Origin of the sequence: Rhodococcus sp. 06-156-4, assembly GCF_002259345.1 — a bacterium.
Lineage (GTDB): Bacteria > Actinomycetota > Actinomycetes > Mycobacteriales > Mycobacteriaceae > Rhodococcoides > Rhodococcoides fascians_E.
In genome coordinates this window covers 131,254-156,471 of sequence record NZ_NPGB01000026.1, presented here as the reverse complement: position 1 = coordinate 156,471, position 25,218 = coordinate 131,254, and the positions used below count along the sequence as shown (strand labels likewise).

Annotated in this window: 21 protein-coding genes; 17 read left to right on the top strand and 4 right to left on the bottom strand. The window is 64.9% G+C overall.

The features are described from left to right. Positions 1-63: 63 nt before the first annotated feature. The 10 genes from CH290_RS18215 to secA all read left to right on the top strand — a co-directional run bounded on the left by CH290_RS18215 (position 64) and on the right by secA (position 14,282). The gene (locus CH290_RS18215) at positions 64-1,569 is read left to right on the top strand and encodes an amino acid permease (protein ID WP_026347951.1); all 1,506 of its coding nucleotides are present in this window, start codon (positions 64-66) and stop codon (positions 1,567-1,569) included. A gap of 89 nt (positions 1,570-1,658) precedes the next feature. After that, positions 1,659-2,936: an alkane 1-monooxygenase gene (locus CH290_RS18210; RefSeq protein ID WP_020112119.1), complete on the top strand. Its 1,278-nt coding sequence runs from the start codon at positions 1,659-1,661 to the stop codon at positions 2,934-2,936. 93 nt (positions 2,937-3,029) lie between these two features. Continuing rightward, complete coding sequence (ahcY, locus tag CH290_RS18205) at positions 3,030-4,532, top strand: adenosylhomocysteinase (protein ID WP_019666120.1); 1,503 nt, start codon at positions 3,030-3,032, stop codon at positions 4,530-4,532. An 8-nt stretch (positions 4,533-4,540) separates the two neighbouring features. After that, the gene (locus tag CH290_RS18200; protein WP_033190535.1) at positions 4,541-5,206 is read left to right on the top strand and encodes a dTMP kinase; all 666 of its coding nucleotides are present in this window, start codon (positions 4,541-4,543) and stop codon (positions 5,204-5,206) included. Positions 5,207-5,210: 4 nt separating this feature from the next. Further along, a complete protein-coding gene (gene mtrA / locus CH290_RS18195) occupies positions 5,211-5,888 on the top strand; it encodes an MtrAB system response regulator MtrA (RefSeq protein ID WP_008717777.1) in 678 nt (225 codons plus the stop codon). Beyond that, complete coding sequence (gene mtrB / locus CH290_RS18190) at positions 5,885-7,627, top strand: MtrAB system histidine kinase MtrB (RefSeq protein WP_019666118.1); 1,743 nt, start codon at positions 5,885-5,887, stop codon at positions 7,625-7,627. Before mtrA ends, mtrB begins: the two co-directional genes overlap by 4 nt. Beyond that, a complete protein-coding gene (gene lpqB / locus CH290_RS18185; RefSeq protein ID WP_020112117.1) occupies positions 7,624-9,423 on the top strand; it encodes an MtrAB system accessory lipoprotein LpqB in 1,800 nt (599 codons plus the stop codon). Before mtrB ends, lpqB begins: the two co-directional genes overlap by 4 nt. A 41-nt stretch (positions 9,424-9,464) precedes the next feature. Beyond that, positions 9,465-10,157 (top strand): ComF family protein, encoded by a 693-nt coding sequence (locus CH290_RS18180; RefSeq protein ID WP_019666116.1) that lies wholly within the window; start codon positions 9,465-9,467, stop codon positions 10,155-10,157. A gap of 282 nt (positions 10,158-10,439) precedes the next feature. Next, entirely contained in the window at positions 10,440-11,108 is a 669-nt protein-coding gene (hpf, locus tag CH290_RS18175; RefSeq protein WP_019666115.1) for a ribosome hibernation-promoting factor, HPF/YfiA family, read from the top strand. A gap of 234 nt (positions 11,109-11,342) precedes the next feature. Continuing rightward, complete coding sequence (secA, locus tag CH290_RS18170; RefSeq protein WP_019666114.1) at positions 11,343-14,282, top strand: preprotein translocase subunit SecA; 2,940 nt, start codon at positions 11,343-11,345, stop codon at positions 14,280-14,282. Positions 14,283-14,309: 27 nt separating this feature from the next. On the opposite strand, the gene CH290_RS18165 is transcribed toward secA, so the two are convergent. Then, positions 14,310-14,900, bottom strand: a complete 591-nt coding sequence (locus tag CH290_RS18165; RefSeq protein ID WP_249277813.1) for an Rv3235 family protein — start codon at positions 14,898-14,900, stop codon at positions 14,310-14,312. A gap of 188 nt (positions 14,901-15,088) precedes the next feature. On the opposite strand from CH290_RS18165, the gene CH290_RS18160 reads away from it, so the two are divergent. The 5 genes from CH290_RS18160 (at position 15,089) to CH290_RS18140 (ending at position 21,089) form a co-directional block, all read left to right on the top strand. Beyond that, positions 15,089-16,540, top strand: coding sequence for a WS/DGAT/MGAT family O-acyltransferase (locus CH290_RS18160; RefSeq protein WP_026347949.1), 1,452 nt, complete (start codon positions 15,089-15,091; stop codon positions 16,538-16,540). A 7-nt stretch (positions 16,541-16,547) separates the two neighbouring features. Further along, a complete protein-coding gene (locus tag CH290_RS18155) occupies positions 16,548-17,069 on the top strand; it encodes a DUF6912 family protein (RefSeq protein WP_019666110.1) in 522 nt (173 codons plus the stop codon). Positions 17,070-17,184: 115 nt separating this feature from the next. Next, on the top strand, positions 17,185-18,300 hold the full coding sequence (locus CH290_RS18150) for a ferredoxin reductase (RefSeq protein WP_019666109.1): 1,116 nt from the start codon (positions 17,185-17,187) through the stop codon (positions 18,298-18,300). 129 nt (positions 18,301-18,429) lie between these two features. Next, positions 18,430-19,752 carry a fatty acid desaturase family protein gene (locus tag CH290_RS18145; protein ID WP_020112114.1) on the top strand — a complete coding sequence of 441 codons (1,323 nt, stop codon included), beginning with the start codon at positions 18,430-18,432 and terminating at the stop codon, positions 19,750-19,752. 83 nt (positions 19,753-19,835) lie between these two features. Further along, positions 19,836-21,089: a fatty acid desaturase family protein gene (locus CH290_RS18140; RefSeq protein ID WP_033190536.1), complete on the top strand. Its 1,254-nt coding sequence runs from the start codon at positions 19,836-19,838 to the stop codon at positions 21,087-21,089. A gap of 52 nt (positions 21,090-21,141) precedes the next feature. Here the strand turns inward: CH290_RS18140 and rsgA are convergent, their stop codons facing one another. The 3 genes from rsgA to ybaK form a co-directional block, all read right to left on the bottom strand. Continuing rightward, positions 21,142-22,020 (bottom strand): ribosome small subunit-dependent GTPase A, encoded by an 879-nt coding sequence (rsgA, locus tag CH290_RS18135; RefSeq protein ID WP_230594151.1) that lies wholly within the window; start codon positions 22,018-22,020, stop codon positions 21,142-21,144. 104 nt (positions 22,021-22,124) lie between these two features. After that, positions 22,125-23,468, bottom strand: coding sequence for a 3-phosphoshikimate 1-carboxyvinyltransferase (gene aroA / locus CH290_RS18130; RefSeq protein ID WP_170947475.1), 1,344 nt, complete (start codon positions 23,466-23,468; stop codon positions 22,125-22,127). Positions 23,469-23,474: 6 nt separating this feature from the next. Further along, complete coding sequence (gene ybaK, locus CH290_RS18125; RefSeq protein ID WP_020112111.1) at positions 23,475-23,984, bottom strand: Cys-tRNA(Pro) deacylase; 510 nt, start codon at positions 23,982-23,984, stop codon at positions 23,475-23,477. Between the two features lie 194 nt (positions 23,985-24,178). Between ybaK and CH290_RS18120 the strand changes: the two genes are divergently transcribed. Both CH290_RS18120 and rsrA read left to right on the top strand, forming a co-directional pair. Continuing rightward, a complete protein-coding gene (locus CH290_RS18120; protein ID WP_019666103.1) occupies positions 24,179-24,850 on the top strand; it encodes a sigma-70 family RNA polymerase sigma factor in 672 nt (223 codons plus the stop codon). Next, positions 24,847-25,149 (top strand): mycothiol system anti-sigma-R factor, encoded by a 303-nt coding sequence (rsrA, locus tag CH290_RS18115; protein ID WP_020112110.1) that lies wholly within the window; start codon positions 24,847-24,849, stop codon positions 25,147-25,149. The genes CH290_RS18120 and rsrA overlap by 4 nt, the downstream gene beginning before the upstream one ends. The last annotated feature ends 69 nt before the right edge of the window (positions 25,150-25,218 follow it).

The following is a 25,218-nucleotide window of genomic DNA, read 5'->3' as shown; positions in this document are numbered from 1 at the left end:
GGTGTTACCGAAGGTGTTCGAGTGACACACACCCGACGGTATCGACAGGTGGAAGCAGAGAAGATGGAACAAGAGCGTTCGACCGGACCCGCTCGCAGAACTGGAATCTTCCGAACGAAATCGGTCGAGGATTCCATCCGCGACACGGACGAACCGGACACCAAGCTGCGCAAGGATCTGAACTCGTGGGACCTGACCGTCTTCGGCGTCGCCGTCGTCATCGGTGCCGGAATCTTCACGTTGACTGCGCGTACCGCGGGCAATGTCGCGGGCCCGTCCGTGTCGCTGGCCTTCGTGCTCGCTGCGGTCGCCTGTGGTCTCGCGGCGCTGTGCTACGCCGAGTTCGCCTCGACCGTTCCGGTGGCAGGTAGCGCATACACGTTCTCCTACGCCACGTTCGGTGAGTTCATCGCCTGGATCATCGGCTGGGACCTGATTCTGGAGTTCGCGCTCGCCTCGTCCGTCGTCGCCAAAGGCTGGTCGTTGTATCTGGGGGAGGTGCTCGGATCCTCGTCGCCGATCGTGACCATCGGCTCGTTGGACGTGGACTGGGGCGCGTTCCTGATCGTCGTCGTCATCACCGTCCTGCTGGCGAGCGGTACCAAACTCTCCTCCCGGGTGTCGTTGGTGATCACCGCGATCAAGGTCGCTGTGGTGTTGCTCGTCGTGGTCGTCGGAGCCTTCTACATCAAGGCCGAGAACTACTCGCCCTACATCCCACCCGCCGAGGAAGGATCGACCGGCGAAGGAATCCATCAGTCCCTGTTCTCCTTCGTCACGGGAGCAGGTGGCAGCACCTTCGGCTGGTACGGACTTCTGGCCGCCGCAAGTCTCGTGTTCTTCGCGTTCATCGGATTCGACGTCGTCGCGACGACCGCCGAGGAAACCAAGGAACCGCAGAAGGCGTTGCCGCGCGGCATCCTCGGATCACTGGCCATCGTGACCGTCCTGTACGTCGCCGTGACACTCGTTCTGACCGGAATGGTCAAGTACACCGAGTTGGCAGGCGACAGTTCCACATTGGCGACGGCCTTCGATCTGAACGGTCTGACATGGGCCAAGAACATCATCTCGTTCGGTGCTCTCGCCGGTCTGACAACCGTCGTGATGGTGCTGATGCTCGGTCAGACCCGCGTACTGTTCGCGATGTCGCGCGACGGGTTGGTGCCGACCTCGCTGGCGCACACCGGCAAGCGCGGCACTCCGGTTCGCATCACGATCCTCGTCGGTGTGGTGGTCGCGGTACTCGCCGCGTTCTTCCCGATCGGCGTACTCGAAGAGATGGTCAACATCGGCACCCTCTTCGCGTTCGTGCTGGTGTCCATCGGCGTCGTGGTGTTGCGGCGCACCAGACCGGATCTGCCGCGTGGGTTCAAGGTCCCGCTCATGCCGGTCGTTCCCATCCTCGCGGTGGTGGCCTGCCTGTGGTTGATGGTCAACCTGTCGGTCGAGACCTGGCTCCGATTCATCGGTTGGATGGTCATCGGTGTGGTGATCTACTTCGTCTACAGCAAGCGCAACGTGGAGAAGACTCTGCGCGCCCGTGAACAGGCTCGTTCGTCCAAGTAAGAATTCGATCGACGAACCCCTGTTTCGGAACTTCCGCCTGCTATAGGCTTGCCGAACAAACCCGAGGTTTTCTTTTCAGGGGGGATCGAATGAAACGCGCCGGTCACTCGTCCACGGCCGTGGACGAGTCAGCCGGGGGTGGCGTGTCGGGGGACGCGACCGTCGAGCCAGCACGAAGCACCAATGTCGTTCACAAGCGGCGGGCCGGGAAGCGAGCGTTGTGGCTTCTCGGCCTGCTGGCACCCGCGTCGGCCCTACTGCCGTCGCAACTGGTTCTCTGGACCGGAATGCCCATCTTCTGGTGGAGCGGTGTGATGGTGTTCTTCGTCGTGATCCCCGTCATCGACATGCTGGCGGGCGAGGACGGAGACAACCCGTCCGACAGCGACGCCGAGCACATGCAGGAGGACCGGTTCTACCGGTGGTGCACCTATCTTTTCCTCCCCGTCCAATTCGTGACGTTGCTGGTCGCGTGCTGGATGTGGGCGTTCGGTTCACTCGCCGTCATCGACAAGATCGGGCTCGCTGTGACGGTCGGGCTGGTCGCGGGCACGGGAATCAACGCGGCTCACGAGCTCGGTCACCGGATCGAGGAGCACGAGCGGTGGCTTGCGAAGGTCGCGCTGATGCAGACCCTCTACGGTCACTTCTTCGTCGAGCACAACCGCGGTCACCACGTCCGCGTCGCCACCCCCGAGGACCCGGCAAGTGCTCGGTTCGGCGAGAACCTGTACACGTTCCTGCCTCGAAGCGTCGTCGGGGGACTCCTATCCGCGTGGCGGCTCGAGAATCAGCGCCTGCATCGGCGCGGGATCCACCGATGGAGCCCGCAGAACGCCCTGCTGCACACGTGGGCGATGAGCGTCGCACTGTTCGGCACGCTGGTGCTCGTGTTCGGGCTGTCGATCCTGCCGTACCTTCTGCTCCAGGCCGTCGTCGGTGTCCTGCTGCTCGAGACGGTGAACTACGTGGAGCACTACGGTCTGCTTCGAGAGAAGAACGAGCGGGGGCGCTACGAGCGGTGCTCGCCGCGGCACAGCTGGAACAGCGACCGCCTGTGCACCAACATCTTTCTGTACCACCTCCAGCGGCACAGCGACCACCACGCCAATCCGGGCAAGCGCTACCAGACCTTGCGCAGCTGCGACGAGGCCCCGCAGCTACCGGCCGGCTACGCGTCCATGGTGCTCGTCGCCGCCGTCCCTCCGCTGTGGCGTCGAGTGATGGATCGCCGGGTGCTCGCTCACTACGACGGTGACATCACCCGCGCCAACATCCTGCCCCGACGTCGAGACAAGGTTCTCGCCCGACATGGGCTACTCGCGGCGCCCGAGTCGCAGAACCGGACAACTCGTACGGCCGCCTGATTCCGAACGAGGGCGGCGCCACCTGGCCCGAACCCACCGCGAGTCGACCCGATAGCCTGGTGCGGAAACGCAACGCACAACAGGAGAGGCAAGATGACGACCTCAGCACATGCCGGCGGCAGTTCGGCCGCCGGATCGGCACTCACCGCGGACCACCGGGGTGGAATCGACTTCAAGGTCGCAGATCTTTCGCTCGCAGAGTTCGGCCGCAAGGAAATCCGGCTCGCCGAGCACGAGATGCCGGGTCTGATCGCACTCCGACGTGAATACGCGGAGGTGCTCCCGCTCAAGGGCGCCCGCGTCTCCGGGTCACTGCACATGACCGTACAGACGGCCGTTCTCATCGAGACGCTCGTTGCGCTCGGCGCCGAGGTGCGGTGGGCGTCGTGCAACATCTTCTCCACCCAGGACCACGCAGCAGCAGCTGTCGTCGTCGGCCCCCACGGAACCGAGGAGGAGCCCAAGGGCGTCCCGGTGTTCGCGTGGAAGGGCGAGACCCTCGAAGAGTACTGGTGGGCTGCCGAGCAGATGCTCACGTGGCCGGGCGAACCCGCGAACATGATTCTCGACGACGGTGGCGACGCGACGATGCTCGTGCTGCGTGGCGCCCAGTTCGAGAAGGCAGGCGTCGTACCGCCGACCGACGACGATCACGACTCCGACGAGTACAAGGTGTTCCTCGGATTGCTGCGTCGCTCGCTCGAAGAGTCGAAGACCAAGTGGACGGCCATCGCGGAGTCGGTCAAGGGTGTCACCGAGGAGACCACCACCGGCGTCCTGCGTCTCTACCAGTTCGCAGCGGCAGGCGAGCTCACGTTCCCGGCGATCAACGTCAACGACTCGGTCACCAAGAGCAAGTTCGACAACAAGTACGGCACCCGCCACTCGTTGATCGACGGCATCAATCGCGGCACCGACGTTCTCATCGGCGGCAAGGCCGTCCTCGTCTGCGGTTACGGCGACGTCGGCAAGGGCTGCGCCGAGGCACTCAAGGGTCAGGGCGCACGCGTCACGGTCACCGAGGCCGACCCGATCAACGCGCTCCAGGCCCTGATGGACGGATTCGACGTCCGCACCGTCGAGGAGTACATCGACAAGGCCGACATCGTCATCACCTCCACCGGCAACCTCGGCATCATCACCTTCGAGCACATGAAGCGGATGAAGCACCAGGCGATCCTCGGCAACATCGGCCACTTCGACAACGAGATCGACATGGCCGGGCTCGAGAAGGCCGCGGACGTGACGCGTATCAACATCAAGCCGCAGGTCGACGAGTTCCAGTTCAAGGACGGCCACTCGATCATCGTGCTGTCCGAGGGCCGGTTGCTCAACCTCGGCAACGCAACGGGTCACCCGTCGTTCGTGATGAGCAACAGCTTCTCCAACCAGGTCATCGCCCAGATCGAACTGTGGACGAAGCCGAGCGAATACGACAACGAGGTGTACCGCCTGCCGAAGCACCTCGACGAGAAGGTCGCTCGCATTCACGTCGAGGCACTTGGTGGCACCATCACCAAACTGACCAAGGAGCAGGCCGAGTACATCGGCGTCGACGTCGAGGGCCCGTACAAGCCCGAGCACTACCGCTACTAGGTCCCGTCGTGGGCCGTTTGATCGTCATCGAGGGAGTCGACGGCGCGGGCAAGAACACGCTCGCCCGTCGGCTCGTCTCGGCGTGGGAACGCGAACATCTCGAGGTGGTTCGCATCGGCTTTCCGAGGTACGACGCCTCGGTGCACGCCGATCTCGCCGCGGAAGCGTTACGAGGTGAACACGGCGACACCGCGCAGAGCGTCCACGCAATGGCGTTGCTGTTCGCGCTCGACCGCAGGTCGGCCGCGGAGGAGCTACGAAACGCGCTCTCTCACAACGACATAGTGCTGTTGGATCGTTACGTCGCGTCCAACGCGGCGTACACCGCCGCGAGGCTCGACCAGTCCGCGGACGGCGAGGCGGTCGAGTGGATCCGCGCCCTCGAATTCGATCGATTCGAGGTACCGATCCCGGACACTCAGATCTTCCTCGACGTGTCGGTGGAACTGGCCGCCTCGCGCGCGGAGTCACGCGAGACCGCGGACGCCTCGCGGACTCGGGATGCCTACGAGCGCGACGGATCGCTGCAATCGCGAACCGCTGCGGTGTACGGCGAACTGGCGGCGTCGAACTGGATGTCGCCGTGGCAGGTCGTCGGCGCCGACGTCGACCCCGATCGACTCGCCGCCGACGTGTTCAATCAGCCAACTGACGCCGGGAAAGTGACAACATAGGTCCATGAAGCCTCGGATTCTTGTAGTCGACGACGATTCGGCACTCGCCGAAATGCTGACCATCGTCCTTCGCGGCGAGGGTTTCGAACCGTTCGTGGTCGGCGACGGCACACAGGCGTTGTCCGCGGTACGAGAGAATCGTCCGGATCTCGTGCTGCTCGACCTGATGCTGCCCGGGATGAACGGCATCGACGTGTGCCGTGTTCTACGGGCCGATTCCGGGGTTCCCATCGTGATGCTCACCGCGAAGACGGACACCGTCGACGTCGTGCTGGGTCTCGAGTCCGGCGCGGACGACTACATCATGAAGCCGTTCAAGCCCAAGGAACTGGTCGCTCGTGTGCGAGCACGTCTGCGGCGCACCGAGGACGAGCCGGCGGAGTTGCTCTCCATCGCGGACATCGTCATCGACGTTCCCGCGCACAAGGTCAGCCGAGGGGACGAACTGGTGTCGTTGACGCCGCTCGAATTCGACCTGCTGGTGGCCCTCGCGCGCAAACCGCGTCAGGTGTTCACCCGAGAGGTGCTGCTCGAGCAGGTGTGGGGTTACCGCCACGCCGCGGACACCCGCCTCGTGAACGTCCACGTGCAGCGGTTGCGCGCCAAGGTCGAGAAGGATCCGGAGAATCCTGAGGTGGTGTTGACGGTGAGGGGAGTCGGCTACAAAGCCGGACCGCCGTGATCTGGTCCAACCGTTCGCGGCGTCGAATCAACGGAACGTTCACGCCGCTTCTGCGCTGGTTCAGAGCGCTCACCACATCGATCGGCCATGCGTGGCGCCGGTCGCTGCAACTGCGTGTGGTCGTCTCCACACTCACGTTGTCTCTCGTCGTCATCACCATTCTCGGCGCGGTGCTGACGAGCCAGATCACCGATCGACTCCTCGAAGCGAAGATCACCGCTGCCACGGAGGAACTCGAACGTTCCCGGATGACCGTGGAGGGCGCGCTGGCGGGCGCCGAGGAAACGACGGGGCTCTCCTCGCGTCTGGAACGCGCTCGTGCGCAGCTGACGAGCGGCGGAGTCGACTCCGGGCAGAGCACCGGATCCGCCGGTACGTTCGATCCCGTGCTCATCGTCGATGGAGACGGCATCAGGACGGACTCGTCCATCGGCCCGTCGTCTCAGATCCCGGAGAGCCTTCGGAATTTCGTCCAGGAAGGCCTGATCAGTTGGCAGTACGCCACGGTCAGCGACGCCGAGCAGGGTGACTACACCGGTCCGGCCATCATCTTCGGTACGCCGACCGCGTCGGACATCGCCGACCTGGAGCTGTACCTCGTGTTCCCGCTCGGGAGCGAGGAGCGCACCCTCTCGCTCGTGCGGGGGACGCTGCTGATCGGCGCCGTGGTCCTGCTGGTGTTGCTCGCTGCCATCTCCATGCTGGTGGCCAGGCAGGTCGTGCTGCCGATTCGCTCGGCATCGCGTATTGCCGTTCGATTCGCCGACGGCAGGCTCAAGGAACGGATGCCGGTACGCGGAGAGGACGACATGGCGAGGTTGGCCATGTCGTTCAACGAGATGGCGGAGAGTCTGTCCAAACAGATCACCCAGCTGGAGGAGTTCGGAAGCCTGCAACGAAGGTTCACCTCCGACGTCAGCCACGAGCTACGAACCCCGCTGACGACCGTCCGCATGGCCGCCGATCTGATCCACGACGGCTCGGCCGACCTGGATCCAGCGCTGAAACGATCGTCGGAACTACTGGTCAACGAGCTCGATCGGTTCGAGACCCTCCTCGGCGACCTCCTCGAGATCAGTCGCCACGACGCAGGCGTCGCCGAGCTGGCGTCCGAACAACTCGACCTCCGCATGTGCGCACGGGCCGCGGTGTCCACCGTTCGGCATCTCGCGCGGGAGAGCGCGACCGAAGTGATCGTCGACATGCCCGATCACGCGGTCGTCGCCGAGGTCGATCCCCGTCGCGTCGAGCGCATCCTTCGCAACCTGCTGGCCAACGCTCTCGATCACGGCGAAGGCCGCCCGGTTCTGATCCGGCTCAGGGCCAACACCGACGCCGCGGCGTTCGTCGTCAGGGACCAGGGCATCGGCCTGCGTCCGGGGGAAGAGAAGCTGGTGTTCAACCGCTTCTGGCGCTCGGATCCGTCGAGAGTCCGCAGATCCGGTGGCACCGGCCTCGGCCTGGCGATCAGTGTCGAGGACGCCCGGCTGCACGACGGCAAACTGGAAGCCTGGGGAGCCGTCGGCGAGGGGGCATGCTTCCGCCTGACTCTGCCGCTGGTGCGAGGACACAAGGTGATCGGCAGTCCGCTTCCGCTCAAGCCGAGCACGCGCAGATACACCCAGGGGCAACCGCTTCCGTCCGCGACGGATCGCGCGGACGAACCGAGAGGACCCGGTGCGTCGATCGATTCCGCCGGTTCGATCGGCGCGGACACGGGCGGAGGTCGGTCCACATGACGACGCAGCGCCGACGCACTCGGTTCTCACGCGTCAGCCTCGTGGTCGCTGCGCTGACGAGTCTCGTTCTGATACTGGGCGGATGCGCGAGCCTCCCTGAATCCTCCAGTCCACAGGCAATCGGGTCGCTCACCGCAGGTGCGGCGTCGACAACTCCGCCCCCGCCTGCTTCGGGCCGCGAGCCGGACCTGCTGCTGCGAGATTTCGTGACCGCAAGTGCGGCATCGGCGAACCGACATCAGGCCGCTCGGCAGTTCCTGACCGCCTCGGCGTCGAGTAGCTGGGACGACAGCGCGAAGACCGTCGTCGCCGACAAGATCGATCTCCTCACCGGCATGCGCACCGACACCGAGGCGCAGTTCACGCTCCGATCCAACACCGTCGGTCTCGTGGCACCCGGCGGTGACTACCAAGCAGGAGCAGGCACGGTCGACTCGAACATCAGGATGATCAAGGTCGACGGGGAGTGGCGCATCGACGAACTGCCCCCCGGCGTCGTCATCGATCGTTCGCAATTCTTCGGCGCATATCAGCGCAAGTCGCTGTTCTTCGTCGACCCGCTCGGCGCGGCCCTCGTACCCGACGTCCGGTGGGTGAGCGGCGCAGCCGATCAGATGGCCGATCAACTGGTCCAGTTGCTGATCGACGGACCGAAGCCGAGCCTGGCTCCCGCCGTGTCCAACGAACTGGGCAACGGCGTCGGAATTCGCGGGCCCATCACCAAGGCCGACGGGCGAACCTCGCAGGAGGCCATCGGATCCGGCGGCGGCGTACGGATCGACTTCGGGGGCCTGCAGGCCGTCGACGCCAAGAACCGCGAACTGCTCGCGGCCCAGGTGGTGTGGACGTTGGCGTCGGCAGACATCGCGGGACCGTACGTGCTTCTCGCGGACGGTCAACCCCTCGACAACTCCAAACCCGACGGATGGACGACGGCGGACGTCGGTACCCTCGACCCACTGGCCTCGCCGGAGAACGACGTCGGGTTGCACGCGCTGGTGTCCGGCCGCTTGGTGTCCGTCGACGACAGCGGCACGACGCCGGTGCCGGGCTACTTCGGCACCGTGGAGAATCTGCGGAGCGCAGCGCTGTCGACGGACGGAACTCTCGTCGCAGGTGTCGCCGACACCGGCCGTCCCGCACCCGAACCGTCGTCGGCGTTGATGATCGGCGGCTACGACAGCGGAGCGTTCCCGGTGGCCGAGGGACAGTCGATCACCCGGCCTACGTGGGGAGTGGACAACAACGCGGCGTGGGCGGTCATCGACGGCACCAATGTCATTCGCGCAGCGCGAGATCCGGCCAACGGTCAGGTGTCGGTGCTTCCGGTCGACGCGGGTGCCGTGACGGCTCTCGGATCGCGAATCACCGATCTTCGTCTCTCCCGAGACGGCGTCCGGGCGGCCATGATCGTCGACGGGTTGGTGTACGTCGCGACAGTCGTGCGCCAACCCAACGGAACGTACTCGCTCGTGTCGCCGAAAGCGGTTGCCAACGGACTCGGTAGCGATGCGCTCGCGTTGGATTGGAGTACCGGCGACGCGGTGGTCGTGGTGCGTATCGCGACGGACGTTCCGGTGGTTCAGGTGACCACGGACGGCTCGCGGCTCGATGCGCTGCCGAGTCGAAACCTGACCGCACCTGTGTTGTCGGTCGATGCGTCGACGACGGCCGAGTACGTCGCGGATTCGCGCGCGGTGTTCCAGCTGAACAACAACGATCCGGCGGGGGATCGGTACTGGCGTGAAGTCGCCGGCCTGGCCGGGGTGAAGGCGACTCCGGTACTGCCCGGCTGAGCGCATCGTGTCTGTCGGACCGATCGGTCATACTCCCACGCATGAGCGGTGTGTTGGCGGCGATGTTGGACCTGGCCCTTCCACGTGAATGCGGTGGCTGCGGCCGACCTGGCGCCCAATGGTGCGCGCGGTGCGAGGACGAGTTGGCGAGCCCGCCGATCGCGCTGACTCCACGCGTGGACCCGTTCGTGCCGTGCTGGGCGCTCGGCACGTACGTCGGCGCCCGCCGGGCGGCGGTGCTCGCCCTCAAGGAGCGCAATCGACACGACCTAGCGGCGCCGATAGGCCGAGCCGTCGCGGCAGCGCTACACCACCTGAGGGTGTACGGGCATCTGGATCCACCGGAACTGGCTCGCCTCGTGCTGATACCCGCCCCGACGCGGGCGCGTGCCGCGCGCAGTCGTGGCGGTGATCCGGTGCGCCGGTTCGCCGCCGATGCCGCAGCTGCGCTGTGGCCGGAACCGGTGTCGATGGTGCCTGCACTCGCGATGGCGCACGGCGTACGGGATTCCGTCGGTCTCGGTGCCGCACAGCGCGCGGCCAACATCTCCGGCAGGATTCGAGTGCGTCGCGGTGCGCCTGCTCTCGAACTCGGCTGCGGCGCAGGCTCGGCCACCTCGGTGCTGCTGATCGACGACGTGATGACCACGGGTGCAACCGCCGCCGAATCGGTAAGAGTGCTAAAGGAATTCGGAGTCCCGGTCGACGGAGTCCTGGTGGTGACGGCAGTCTGAGACTCCCATGGACTGGTCCATCCGTGATGGGACCGCGACGTGACTGAACAAGTACTGAGAATGTCGGCGAATTCCGCGTGAACGGTGGCACACCGGCGGATGACCGACTAACGTCGCAGTCACGTACTTGCAGAGCAAGAACCGGTGGTTCCGCTGTGTGAGGCGATGCGACTTCTTGTTACGTGGAGGTGATGCGGCTGAATCTGATGCCGGTTGGTTCCCCACTCGGCATGAGCACTTGCCGCGTCGCACCGGCGGCGTGGCCGATATCGGGAGGTACGCGTGACGACCCCTTCACAAGCTTCGGTTTTCTTCGACGAGAAGCCTTCGGACGAGTCCACCAAGACCCATGCCGACGTTGTGGTCAAAGGCCGCAACGTCGAGATCCCAGACCATTTCCGGATCTACGTATCCGAAAAACTCGCCAGGCTCGAACGTTTCGACCCCTCCATCTACCTGTTCGACGTCGAACTCCAACACGAGCGAAATCGCCGACAGGCCAAGGCATGTCAGCGCGTGGAAATCACCGCGAAGGGCAAGGGCCCCGTGGTTCGTGCCGAGGCATGCGCCGACAGTTTCTATGCAGCCCTGGAATCGGTGACCTCGAAACTGGAAAGCAGGCTGCGTCGCACGAAGGACCGTCGCAAGGTCCACTACGGAGAGAAGCGTCCCGTCTCGGTGGCCGAGGCCACCGCCGAACTCGCCGAGGACGACGATCTGGCGATCGACCCGGACATCAAACTCGACACGTTCGAGGACGAGCCGTCGGGCCCCGGTCAGATCGTGCGCACCAAGGTTCACTCCGCAGCCCCGATGAGTGTGGACGACGCACTCTACGAAATGGAACTTGTCGGCCACGACTTCTTCCTGTTCCACGATTCCGCGACCGACAGACCGTCGGTGGTGTATCGCCGTCACGCGTTCGACTACGGGTTGATCAGGCTCACGTGAGCTGAGAATTACGTAGGAACACCCTGAGACGAAGCAGGCCTCACCCGGAAAACACCAGGTGGGGCCTGCTTTGGTACGTGGGTCTGTGGGCCCTGACGGTCCAGCGCCTACCATGGTTGCGTCAGGTCGCATCGGCAGGTCGCATCACCAGAGCTCGTCGCGACGTCGGAGGGGCCTGCACCGCCAACCTGTCGACCGAATACAAGTAACCGAGGATCGAGGACGAGAAAGCCCGTGCCTTCGCTGTCGTTTTCCAAGCTGCTCCGTGTCGGTGAGGGTCGCATGGTCAAGCGACTCAAGAACATCGCCGACCACGTGTCCACCCTGTCACCGGACGTCGAGGGCTTGTCCGACGACGAGCTCAGGGCCAAGACCGTCGAATTCAAGGAGCGCTACGCCAAGGGCGAAACGCTCGACGAACTCCTGCCCGAGGCCTTCGCCGTTGCGCGCGAAGCATCGTGGCGCGTCTTGAGCCAGCGGCACTTCGACGTCCAGGTGATGGGCGGAGCGGCCCTGCACTTCGGCAACGTCGCGGAGATGAAGACCGGTGAAGGCAAGACCCTGACCTGCGTCCTCCCGGCATACCTCAACGCGCTGTCCGGTGACGGAGTGCACGTCGTCACCGTCAACGACTACCTCGCCAAGCGCGACTCGGAGTGGATGGGACGAGTTCACCGTTTCCTCGGCCTCGAGACCGACGTGATCCTGTCCGGCATGACCCCGGCCGAGCGTCGTACCGCGTATGCCGCCGACATCACGTACGGAACCAACAACGAGTTCGGCTTCGACTACCTGCGCGACAACATGACGCACTCGCTCGACGATCTGGTCCAGCGGGGGCACAACTTCGCCGTGGTCGACGAGGTCGACTCGATCCTGATCGACGAGGCCCGCACGCCACTGATCATCTCGGGCCCGGCCGACGCGTCGTCCAAGTGGTACGGCGAGTTCGCCCGCATCGCACCGTTGCTGAAGAACGACGTCCACTACGAGGTGGACATCAAGAAGCGCACGGTCGGTGTGCACGAGGCAGGCGTGGAGCTGGTCGAGGATCAGCTCGGCATCGACAACCTCTACGAGGCCGCCAACTCGCCGTTGGTGAACTACCTCAACAACTCGATCAAGGCCAAGGAGCTCTACACCAAGGACAAGGACTACATCGTCCGCGACGGTGAGGTCATCATCGTCGACGAGTTCACCGGTCGTATCCTCGTCGGCCGCCGGTACAACGAGGGCATGCACCAGGCCATCGAGGCCAAGGAGAAGGTGGAGATCAAGGCCGAGAACCAGACTCTCGCCACGATCACGCTGCAGAACTACTTCCGGCTCTACGACAAGTTGTCCGGCATGACCGGTACCGCGCAGACCGAGGCCGCGGAGCTGCACCAGACCTACGGCCTCGGTGTGATCCCGATCCCGACCAACCGCCCCATGGTGCGGGTGGACAACGGCGACCTCATCTACAAGACAGAGGAAGCCAAGTTCGACGCCGTCGTCGACGACGTCGTCGAGCGACACGGCAAAGGTCAGCCTGTGCTGATCGGTACGACGAGCGTCGAGCGTTCGGAGTACCTGTCCAAGCAGTTCACCAAGCGCGGCGTCGTCCACAGCGTGCTGAACGCCAAGTTCCACGAGCAGGAAGCGACGATCGTCGCCGAGGCCGGTCGCCACGGCGCCGTCACGGTCGCCACCAACATGGCAGGGCGTGGTACCGACGTCGTGCTCGGCGGTAACCCGGACATCATCACCGACGTGCAGCTCCGCAAGCAGGGCCTCGATCCCGTCGAGACGCCCGATGAGTACCAGGCAGCGTGGGACTCCGCTCTCGAAACGGTGAAGGCTCAGGTCAAGGCCGACGCCGAGACCGTGCGCGCCGCCGGCGGCCTGTACGTCCTCGGCACCGAGCGTCACGACTCACGCCGTATCGACAACCAGCTCCGTGGTCGATCCGGTCGTCAGGGTGACCCGGGCGAATCGCGCTTCTACCTGTCGCTCGGTGACGAATTGATGCGCCGGTTCAACGGTGGTGCGCTCGAGTCGATCATGACCCGGCTCAACCTCCCGGACGACGTTCCCATCGAAGCCAAGATGGTGTCGAAGGCGATCAAGAGTGCGCAGACCCAGGTCGAGCAGCAGAACTTCGAGATCCGCAAGAACGTCTTGAAGTACGACGAGGTGATGAACCAGCAGCGCACCGTCATCTACGAGGAGCGGCGTCGCATCCTCGAGGGCGCTGACATGGAGGGCCAGGTCGAAAGCATGATCACCGACGTGATCACTGCCTACGTCAACGGCGCGACCGCCGAGGGCTACGTCGAGGACTGGGATCTCGAGCAGCTGTGGACAGCGCTGAAGACGCTCTATCCGGTCGGTCTCGACCACAAGGAGCTCTCGCACGAGAACGAATTCGGTGAGAAGAGCGACCTGACCCGCGAAGAACTCCTCGAAGCACTGCTGGCCGACGCGCGCGCCGCGTACGCCACCAGAGAGAAGAGCATCGAAGAGGTGGCGGGCGATAATGGTATGCGTGAGCTCGAACGCCGTGTGCTGCTGTCCGTCCTCGACCGCAAGTGGCGTGAACACCTTTACGAGATGGACTATCTGAAGGAAGGCATCGGCCTGCGAGCGATGGCACAGCGTGACCCGCTGGTCGAGTACCAGCGCGAAGGCTATGACATGTTCCGAGGCATGCTCGAAGGACTCAAGGAGGAGTCCGTCGGATTCCTGTTCAACCTTCAGGTCGAGGCCACACCTGCCCCAGCCGGTCCGGCCGTCGGTGCCGGCCTCGCGGTCGCACCGGGACTCGCCTCGCCCGTCGGAACTCGGGCAGCGAACACCGGCACGGCCCCGGCAGCGTCGGCTGTCGCGGGCGCGGCTCCGGCGTCGGCGGGTCAGCCCGCGCCGGCCCGTCCGGAACCGAAGAAGGAGGCGCCTGCCGCCCCCGTTCCGTCGGCCTTGCGCGCGAAGGGCCTGGACGACCGCACCGAGGAGCGTCTGACGTTCTCCGGTCCGGACGAAGACGGAGGGACCGCAGTTCGCCGGTCCGGTGTCGCGACGGCACCCAACTCGTCGGGCGGCGACGCCGCGGCGCAGGGAACGCGTCGGGAACGCCGCGAAGCCGCTCGGGCACAGTCGAAGACGTCCAAGCCGGCGCGGTCCAAGAAGAAGCGCTAGGGGTCTCGGTCACGTCGCTGCACGGCATCAGACGACGCGCAGCGACGTGACTGTCCACCCGGTGTACTTGAGGCTGCGCCGGTACTCGAGGCGGGCCGCGACCGCGAACACCCGCGTCCCGCGCGTGTAGGTTCCGAACACTTCCGTCGCGTTGCGTGCGGCGTGCGTGACGTGAATGCGACGCAGGCTGGCCGCCCCCAGCCGTCGACCCGGTGGTTCGGTGCGTGCGATCGTCCGCACCGATTCCACGACGTTCGGGGCGAACAGCTGTCCCATCTTCTCGGGCGGCCGTCGTCGATCCAGGACCTCCAGCAGCAACCGAACTGCCTGCTCGGCGCCGCGGCGAGCATCGTCGGACACCGGATTCTCGCTGTCCACCACCAACGGGCCGATGCGCGATCCGCGTGCGGCGGCAGGTCCGGAACCTTCGGGGTGCTCGTGGTGTCCGACGCTGCGCGGGAACGGGCGTCGGCGACGGGTCGGCCTGCTGCAGGCAGCAGGGACGGCCTGACTGTCCGTCACCGGCCCGTCGTTCGCACGTGCGCTGTCCGTCGGCGGTTCGAATGCTGTGGCGCGGGCGATGTACGCGAACCGGCGTGCATCCGACATGGCGTTCATTCTCGGTCCCTCCGGCGGATTCGGCTTCTTGGTAATTCAGACGGAACCGAGACGCAGTCGGTTCCATCGAACGTCGGCCGAATGGCTGTAGCCTGTGGGTTCGTCTAGGTTCGAGTACGACGAACCACCTCGCTCGACGAGTGGTGATCGGCACGGTGTGGCTAAGGATTGGGGAACCGGTACCCGCGATGGCGAACAGACTGACAACTCAGGATGCGTCGTTCTACTTCCTCGAGGCCAGCAGTACACCGATGCATCTCGGTTCTCTCGCGGTGTTTCGCACGCCTCGCAACGGTTTTCGCTACGAGGACCTGCTGTCGCTGGTGGAGCAGCGCCTCGCTCTGGTGCCGCGGTACCGACAGAAGGTTCGGGAAGTTGCGTTCGGCCTGGCCCGGCCGGTGTGGGTGGACGACGGCGAGTTCGACATCACGTATCACATTCGCCGCTCGGCCCTACCGAAGCCGGGATCGGACGAGCAACTTCACGATCTGGTGGCGCGGCTGACGTCGCGGCCCCTGGACCGCACTCGGCCCCTGTGGGAGATGTACCTGGTCGAGGGTTTGAGCAAGAACCGGTTCGCGATCTTCACGAAGTCGCACTCGGCGCTCGTCGACGGTGAGAAGGCGCTCGAGATCGGCCAGGTCATTCTGGATGCAACCAAGAGCCCGCCCGCGATGGCGGAGGAATTGTGGATGCCAGCGCGCGAACCCAAGGAATCCGCGCTGGTGATCGACGCCATCACGGAACTGATCGCCTCCCCGAGCGAGGGAGTCGAGATCTTGCGTGGTGCCGCGGCCGGGGTGGCCGGAATCGCCGGGGGAGCGCTCGGCGCAGCGGGAAAGGTGCTGTCCGTCGTTCGGACCGCCGCCCAGACCGCGCCGACGAGCCCCCTGAACGCCCCCATCTCTAGGAACCGACGTTTCGCGGTCGCGAAGACCGAACTGACCGACTACCGCAAGATTCACACACGTTTCGACTGCTCGATCAACGACGTCGTGTTGGCCGTCGTGACCGGAGCTCTCCGCAACTGGCTGCTGTCGCGGGGCGAGCCCGTCACGGCGTCGTCGACCGTGCGCGCGATGGTTCCGATGTCGGTCTACGTCGCCGAGGATCCGTCGGGTTACGAGCGCGCGGACCGGCTGACGGGAGACCACGACCCGGAGATGCCGCCCCGCAGCGAGGTGTCGTCGTTCCTGATCGACCTGCCGGTGGGTGAGCTGAACGCGGTGGTGCGGTTGTCGCACATCGCGCACGCCACCGAGGCGCACGCCAAACAGTCTCCGGGGGTCACCGCGGACACGTTGATGCGGATCTCGGGGTTCGCGCCCGCCAGTCTGCACGCGATGGGTGCCCGGGCGGGCAGCAGGCTGTCGAGGCGCCTGTTCAATCTGATCGTCACCAATGCCCCGGGCCCACAGTTCCCTCTGTACGTGGGAGGTGCCCGTATGTTGGAGATGTTCCCCGTGTCGCCGCTGTTCGAGAACCAGGCTCTCAGTATCGGTTTGACGTCGTACGACGGATTCGTGTGCTTCGGCCTGAACGCCGATCGTGGCGCGATGCCCGACGTCGACGTCATCACCGTCCTGTTGCGCGAGGCGCTCGAAGAGCTCGTCGACGCCAGCAACGAATCGAGAGTGTGAGGTACGCGTGAGGGTCTATGTTCCGGCGACGGTCGCCATGTTGCGGACGCTGGTGGCCGACGGTGAGTTCCATCCGGTCAGTCGTACCGCGTTCGCGGTGACCCCCACCCTCCGTGAGGCCTACTCGTCGGGAGACGACGAGGAGCTGGCCGAGGTCGCGATGAATGAAGCGGCGAGGGCGTCACTGCGTCTGGTCGGTGCAGCACTGGAAGACGAGGGCGACGGTGTCGTCGACGGCTCGGTCGTGTTCCGGCGTGCGGTGATCGCCGCGGACGTGGAGGATCCGACGCTTCGGCCGGACCTGGACGACGCCGTCGTTCGGTTGAAGGAGCCGCTTCGGATGAGCGAGGTCGCGTCGGTCCACGTCGACCTTGAAGGCGCCGAGTCCGCTGTCGAGAAGGCGGTCGGGGTCGTGGATGCGGCGGACATGGGCGATCCGGACGCCGAGTTCGTCCTCGGTGATGCCGAGGATCACGCCCTCGCGTGGTACGCGACGCAGGAGCTGCCGTTCCTGTTGGAGTTTCTGTAGAAGTCGAACGCCCCAGTAACCTACGGTAGCGTAACCTTGATATGGGCCTGTTCGCGCCAGCTGGTCCAGCACGTCAGCGTTGTCTCTGTCTCGAACGAGGGGTAAGTACTTTCCGATGGATCTCAAGAAGTGGCTGGAAGCTCCCGCCGCGGGTGTATCTGCTCCCAAGCGTCCGAAGCTCAACATGTTGCGTGGCGCGATCACGCGCATCACCACACCATTGCTACCCGACGACTACCTGCACCTCGCCAACCCGTTGTGGTCGGCGCGTGAGCTGCGCGGTCGGATCGTTCGGGTGGAGCAGGAGACCGCAACGGCGGTCACTCTGGTCATCCAGCCTGGATGGGGATTCAACTTCGACTACCAGCCCGGGCAGTACATCGGGATCGGATTGCACCTCGGCGGGCGCTGGCACTGGCGCTCGTATTCGCTCACGTCCGCACCCAACTGGGACGAGAAACTGATCTCGATCACGGTGAAGGCGATGCCGGAGGGCTTCCTCTCCAGCCACCTCGTCGGCGGCGTGCCCCAGGGCACCATCGTTCGGCTGGCCGCTCCGAAGGGCAATTTCGCGCTCCCGACGCCGCCGCCGGAAAAGATTCTGTTCATCACGGCAGGCAGCGGCATCACACCCATCATCTCCATGCTCCGCACCCTGGACAGGCACGGAGACATGCCGGACACGGTGCACATTCATTCGGCACCCACCGAGGACGAAGTGATGTTCTCCGACGAGCTCGCATCGCTGGCGACCGGTCATCCGCAGTTCACCTCGCACGTGCAGTTGACCAGATCGGACGGCAAGTTCGCGTTGGCGTCGCTGGACGAGCTCTACCCGGACTGGCGCGAGCGTCAGACGTGGGCGTGTGGGCCGTCCGGCTTGCTCGAGGAGATCGAGCGAGTGTGGAAGTCGGAGGGAATCGAGGACAGACTGCACCTCGAACGCTTCGAGATCGCCCGGGCCGATACGTCCGGCAAGGGCGGCAAGGTGACCTTCTCCAAGTCGGACCGGTCCGTCGAGGTCGACGGTGCCACGAGCTTGTTGGAGGCAGGGGAGGGTCTGGGTGTGCAGATGCCGTTCGGGTGCCGGATGGGTATCTGTCAGACGTGCGTCGTGCCGTTGACGGCCGGGCACGTCATCGACTTGCGCTCGGGCAAGGAGCACGGTGAAGGCGACCGTATCCAGACCTGCATTTCGGCGGCTGCAGGCGACTGCACACTCGAGCTCTGACCGGCCGAGACGCGGTGTGAGCGTGCTCCAACCCACACGGACTTCTCAGTAAATTCGGCTACCCTTGCACTGGCGCACAGAGGCGAAAACGCATTTCGGGCCCGCGCCCACGACTTTCGGAGGACCACGGTGGCCATCACGGACATCAAAGAGTTCGCACACCTGACCGAAGAGGACATGGAAGCCTTCGGCAGAGAATTGGACGCGGTCCGCCGCGACATCGAGGATTCGCGCGGCGAGAAGGATGCCGCGTACATCCGTCGGACCATCAAGCTGCAGCGCTGTCTCGAGTTCGGCAGCCGAATCGTGCTGTTGGGCAGCAAATACCGTCCAGCGTGGCTTGTGGGTACCGCGATGTTGAGCGTTGCGAAGATCATCGAGAACATGGAGCTCGGGCACAATGTGATGCACGGGCAGTGGGACTGGATGAACGACCCGGAGATCCATTCGGTGTCGTGGGAATGGGACCAGACGGGCCCGTCGGAGCAGTGGAAGCGCGCGCACAACTACTCCCATCACACCTACACCAACATCGTCGGCATGGACGACGACATCGGCTTCGGCATTCTCCGTATGACTCGCGACGAAGCGTGGAAGCCGATCAACCTCTTGCAGCCGATTGCCAACGTCCTCCTGGCGGCGACGTTCGAGTGGGGCATCGCTCTGCACGACTTGGACGCGCAGAAGGAACTGGACGGCGAGCACGAGAAAGAGTTCTGGAAGTCTCCGTCCAATCGTGCGTTCGCTCGCAAGATCGCCCGTCAGGTCGGCAAGGATTTCGTTCTGTTCCCCGCGTTGACCGGTCCTGCGTGGAAGAGCACTCTGACCGCCAACGCGACGGCAAATCTCGTCCGAAACCTGTGGGCCTACGCGGTCATCTTCTGCGGCCATTTCCCCGACGGTGCAGAGAAGTTCACCATCGGTCAGTTCGAGACGGAGACGCGCGCGGAGTGGTACCTGCGTCAGATGCTCGGCAGCGCCAACTTCGACGCCGGCAAGGTCATGGCGTTCATGAGCGGCAACCTGTGCTACCAGATCGAGCACCACATGTTCCCGGACCTGCCCAGCAACCGGTACGAGGAGATTTCCGAGAAGGTGCATGCGCTGTGCGAGAAGTACGACCTTCCGTACACCACCGGGTCGCTCGGGAAGCAGTACCTGCTGGCGCTGCGTACCATTCACAAGCTGTCGCTTCCTGATCAGTGGTTGCGTGCCACGTCGGACAATGCGCCCGAGACCAGTTCCGAGCGTCGGTTCAGGGCGGGTGACGAGCCGACGGTGCATGCGCTCCGAATCGATCCACTGACCGGTAAGCGTCGCGGTCTCCGTTCGGCCATTGCAGAAGCGCGGGTCACGTTGCGGAACGCGAAGAAAGAAGCCAAGCGACAGGCCAAGGCTCTCCGTCAGGCGCAGAAGTCGCGCGTGAAGTCTCTCACACCTACGGGGTCGTAACCTACGCTCCCGTAAGTTACGGTACGGTAGTGGTGAACGTGCACGACGTGCATCACCGACGACTGCCAGGAGGGCCGTAACCCGTGGCGATTTCGGACATCAAGGAATACGCGCATCTGACCGATGCGGACGTGGAGGCGCTCGGCGTCGAGCTGGATGCAATCCGCCGTGACATCGAGGCGTCTCGCGGAGAACGCGACGCACGGTACATCCGCAACACCATTCGGCTGCAGCGCACCCTGGAGATCGGTGGCCGTGCCGTCCTCTTCGCAAGCCGCAAGCGCCCGGCCTGGTTGCTCGGGGCAGGCATGCTCGGCGCCGCCAAGATCATCGAGAACATGGAGCTCGGGCACAACGTGATGCACGGGCAGTGGGACTGGATGAACGATCCGGAGATCCACTCCACGTCGTGGGAGTGGGACAACACCGGGCCGTCGGCGCACTGGAAGCAGACGCACAACTACATCCATCACAAGTACACCAACGTGCTCGGAATGGACGACGACGTCGGCTACGGACTTCTCCGTGTCACGCGCGACCAGCGGTGGAAGCCCTTCAACCTCGGCAACCCGGTCTACAACCTGCTTCTGCAGCTCTTCTTCGAATACGGCGTCGCCGCACAGCATCTCGAACTCGGCAAGGTCGCCAAGGGCCGCGTCGAGCGCGAGGAGTTCGAGCGCAAGCGTCGAGAGGTCCTCGAGAAGATCGGCAAGCAGATCGCCAAGGACTACGTGGTCTACCCGGCCCTCACCGGTCCGGCGTGGAAGAGCACGCTGACGGCCAACATCGTCGCCAACATGATCCGCAACGTCTGGACCAACACGGTCATCTTCTGCGGGCACTTCCCGGACGGTGCGGAGAAGTTCACGAAGTCGGACATGGAGGGCGAGACGCAGGGGCAGTGGTACCTGCGGCAGATGCTCGGCAGCGCGAACTTCGAGGCAGGCCCCGTCATGGAGTTCATGAGCGGCAACCTCTGCTACCAGATCGAGCATCACCTGTTCCCGGATCTACCAAGTAACCGCCTGCGCGAGATCAAGTTCCGAGTTCTGGAACTCGCCGAGAAGTACGACCTGCCGTACACCACCGGCTCGATCGGCAAGCAGTACCTGCTGTCCTGGCGAACCATCGCCAAGCTCTCGCTGCCCAATAAGTACCTCAAGGCAACCGCGGACGATGCGCCGGAGACGGCGTCGGAGCGCAAGTTCGCCGACGAGTCTCGCGGGCTGCTGACCGTCGATCCGGTCACCGGAAAACGCCGTGGATTGCGCACGGCCATCGCGGAATCGAAGAAGAAGAAAGGCATTCGCGGCCTCGTCGCGAAGTTGTCCGCCTAGGACCGTACAAGTACGGACTGGTGACCTCGTGAGTGGAACTGCACTCGCGGGGTCACCAGTTCTCGTTGGTGCGCACGGCTTCCAGCAGTAGACGGACCGCAGCGACGCGTCTCGCTGCATCGCCGGTCAACGAATCGAGCGCGCACTCCGGGTCCGCCGGAGGACCGAGGTGAGTACACCCACGCGGGCAGTCATCGATGGCGTCCGCCAGGTCGGAGAACGCGGCCACCACGTTCTCCGGCGAAATGTGCGCGAGCCCGAAGGATCGAATGCCAGGGGTGTCCACCACCCACCCGCCTCCCGGCAACGGAAGTGCAATCGACTGCGTCGACGTGTGACGGCCCTTGCCGACACCGGACACCGTGCCGGTTGCGCGCTTCGCGTCGGGCACCAACCTGTTCACCAACGTCGATTTCCCGACGCCGGAGTGGCCGATGAGTGCCGTGACGCTGTCGGTCAGCCGTGCGGTGAGGTCGGTCAGATCCTCGCTCTGCCCGGCCAGCACCACCGGGACGTCGAGGTCGGCGAACGCCGAGGCGAACTCGTGTGGGTCGGCCAGGTCGCTCTTGGTCAGGCAGAGAACAGGTTTCAGACCGCCGACGTATGCGGCGACGAGCGCACGCTCGACGAATCCGGTGCGCGGCGGAGGGTCGGCCAGTGCGGCGACGATCAACAGTTGTTCGGCATTGGCGACCACGACACGTTCGTACGGATCGGTGTCGTCGGCAGTACGGCGAAGCACGGTCCGGCGCTCGGACACCCGAACGATGCGAGCCAACGTGTCCACCTTGCCGGACAGGTCTCCCACGATGTCGACATCGTCTCCGACGACGATGGGTGTGCGACCCAGTTCGCGTGCGCGCATGGTGACGACCGGCCGGGACGGGTCCCCTCCGAGAACGCATCCCCACCGGCCGCGGTCCACGGACACGACCATTCCCGACTGGGCATCGGCATGGTCGGGTCGCGTCTTCGTCCGGGGGCGTGAGCTCTTGCCCGGGCGGATGCGGACGTCCGACTCGTCGTAGCGGCGACTCAGGACGAAACACCTTCGGTGGTCGGCCGTGTCCCTCGCCCCGCGAGCGGCGAGTCTCCCAGCATCGAGGCCCACAGATTTTCGAAACCTGGGAGGGTTTTCGCGGTAGTTCCGATGTCGTCGACTTCCACTCCGGGGACCACCAGTCCGAGAATTGCTCCTGCCGTTGCCATCCGGTGGTCCGCGTACGCTCGCCACGCCCCGCCGTGCAGGGCCGCGGGTGCGATGTCCAGACCGTCGTCGGTCTCGGTCGCGTTCCCGCCCAGTCGGCGGATCTCCGCGACAAGTGCTGCGAGACGGTCGGTTTCGTGTCCGCGCAGGTGAGCGATTCCGCGTAGGTGCGATGGGCCGTCCGCAAGCGCGGCGAGAGCCGCCACCGTGGGTGTGAGCTCGCCGACGTCGTGCAGGTCGATGTCGACTCCGGTCGATGTCGCCCCGCCTCGCACCTCGAGGGTTCCGTTCTCGAGGGTTACCGTGGCGCCCATGGATTCGAGAATTCCTCGGATGGCATCACCCGGTTGCGTCGTCGACGACGGCCAGTTCGGAACCCGTACGACACCTCCGGTCACCGCCGCCGCGGCCAGGAACGGTGTCGCGTTCGACAGGTCGGGTTCGACCACCCACGACACGGCGTCGACCGGGCCGGGATGCACGCGCCAGGTGTCCGCGTCGCCGCTGTCGGCCGGAGTGCTCACCTGCACACCTGCGCGCCGGAGCATCTCGACCGTCATGTCGATGTGCGGCATCGACGGTACGGGCTTTCCAGTGTGGTGAATGGTGATGCCGTCGTCGAACGCGGCTGCGCTGAGCATCAGCCCGGACACGAACTGCGAAGAACCCGAGGCGTCGATGTCGACGGCCCCGCCCCGCAGAGTGCCGGACCCGGTGACGGTGAACGGCAGCGAATCCCCGGCCACGTCGGCTCCCAGGTGGCGTAGCGCGCCCAGAATGGTGTCCAGCGGCCGGGTCCGTGCCTGCTCGTCACCGTCGAAACGCACCACACCGTCCGCCAGGGCAGCAAGAGGCGGAACGAACCGCATCACCGTTCCGGCGAGCCCGCAATCGATCGATCCGCCGCGCAGGGCGCCGGGAGTGACCGTCAGAGACGTCGGATCGGCCGGGTCGATCGTGATACCGACTCCGAGTTGCTGCAACGCGGCGATCATCAGGTCGGTGTCACGGCTGCGCAGGGCCGCTGTGACCGTCGACTGTCCGCCTGCCAGTGCGGAGATGATCAACGCGCGATTGGTGATGGACTTGGAACCGGGCAGCGTGACGGTCGCGTCGACGGGGGCTGTGGAGAGCGGTGCGGTCCAGTTGGTCACCACACCATCTTTGCGCATCGGCGCTCAGCTGGTGGCGACGGGCGCCGTCACGGCCCGCGCGAGCCGGACGAGGTCCTTCGGGTCGAGCTCGATCTCGAACCCTCGTCTGCCTCCGCTGCAGAGAATTCGGTCCCAGGCCAGGGCAGATTCGTCGACGACGGTCGCGAGCGCTCGTTTCTGGCCGAGTGGGGAGACGCCGCCGAAGACGTACCCGGTCGATTTCTCCGCCTCCGCTCGGTCTGCCAGCACGATCTTTCTGGTACCGAGGGCCGAGGCTGCGGCTTTGAGGGAGAGTGTCGCCGTGACGGGCAGAACCGCCACCGCGAGTGTGTTGTCGGAACGCCTGAGCACCAACGTCTTGAAGATCTGGTCGGCGACGACACCGAGACGTTCGGTGAGGACGTCCGCCGCTTCCGTGCCGAACGATTCCGACCTCGGGTCGTGGTCGTAGGTGTGCACCGAGTGCTCGACCTTCTCCGCGATCAACAGAGCGACGGCAGGTGTGGAGGCGGCGGGCCGGTGCGCTGAGGGCATCGGATCACTGTAGCCAGACCGGCGCCTGGAATGACCGGGGTGAAGCCGGTGTTGAAGAGCCAAGAGGTACGCAAGGCAAGAGGAAGGGATCTGCTGTGGCAGTGACGACGACCGAGCGCCCGCTCCGGTCCGCTCCGAGTTCGAGTGCGATCTACGTGAAGGCGCTGCCTTCTCCCGCTGTAACCTGGTCGGATATGGCTACCGAAGGGATCAGCGTGGAGGAAGTCGAGCGCCCAGCTCAGGCGGAGGCCGAGGCACCGGTGGAGTCGGCGGCGGACCTGACCGAGCGGTTCGAGCGCGACGCACTGCCGATGCTGGATCAGCTCTACGGCGCGGCACTGCGGATGACGCGGAACCCGGCCGACGCCGAGGACCTGGTCCAGGAGACGTACATCAAGGCGTACTCCGCATTCCGCTCGTTTCGTGAGGGAACGAACCTCAAGGCGTGGCTGTACCGGATCCTGACCAACACGTACATCAACTCGTACCGAAAGAAGCAGCGCCAACCCGCGCAGTACCCGACGGACGAGATCACGGATTGGCAGCTGGCCGCAACGGCCGAGCACACGTCGACGGGACTGCGTTCCGCCGAGGTCGAAGCTCTCGATGCGCTGCCCGACGACGACATCAAGGCCGCGCTTCAGTCGCTGCCCGAGGAATTTCGTATGGCGGTGTACTACGCCGATGTCGAAGGTTTTCCGTACAAGGAGATCGCCGACATCATGGGCACGCCCATCGGCACCGTCATGTCCCGGCTGCACCGAGGACGTAAACAGCTCCGAGGCCTGCTGTCGGACGTGGCACGTGAACGTGGTTTCAATCGCAACGGTGCGGTCGACGCGCACGAGCAGGAGGTCTCGAAGTGACATCGGATGCGAACGACGAAGCCGAACAGAATCGGCAGTTCGAGGCGTTGGACTGCTCCGCGGTCATCGCCGACGTGTGGCTGATGCTCGACAACGAGTGCGACGAAGGCAGCCGGGCTCGGCTTCAACGTCACATCGACGAGTGTGGATCATGCTTTGCCGCGTACGGCATCGAAGAGAAGGTCAAGAGTCTGATCAGTCGCAAGTGCGGTGGTGACCAGGCGCCCGCCGGTCTGCGGGAGCGCCTGAGCATCGAGATAAGGCGAACCGTGCTGATCAAGCACACCGAGCAGGAGTGACGACGCCGGGGTAGATCCGGCCGAGGTACGACGAAGGCCGGGAAGCATCGCGCTTCCCGGCCTTCGTCG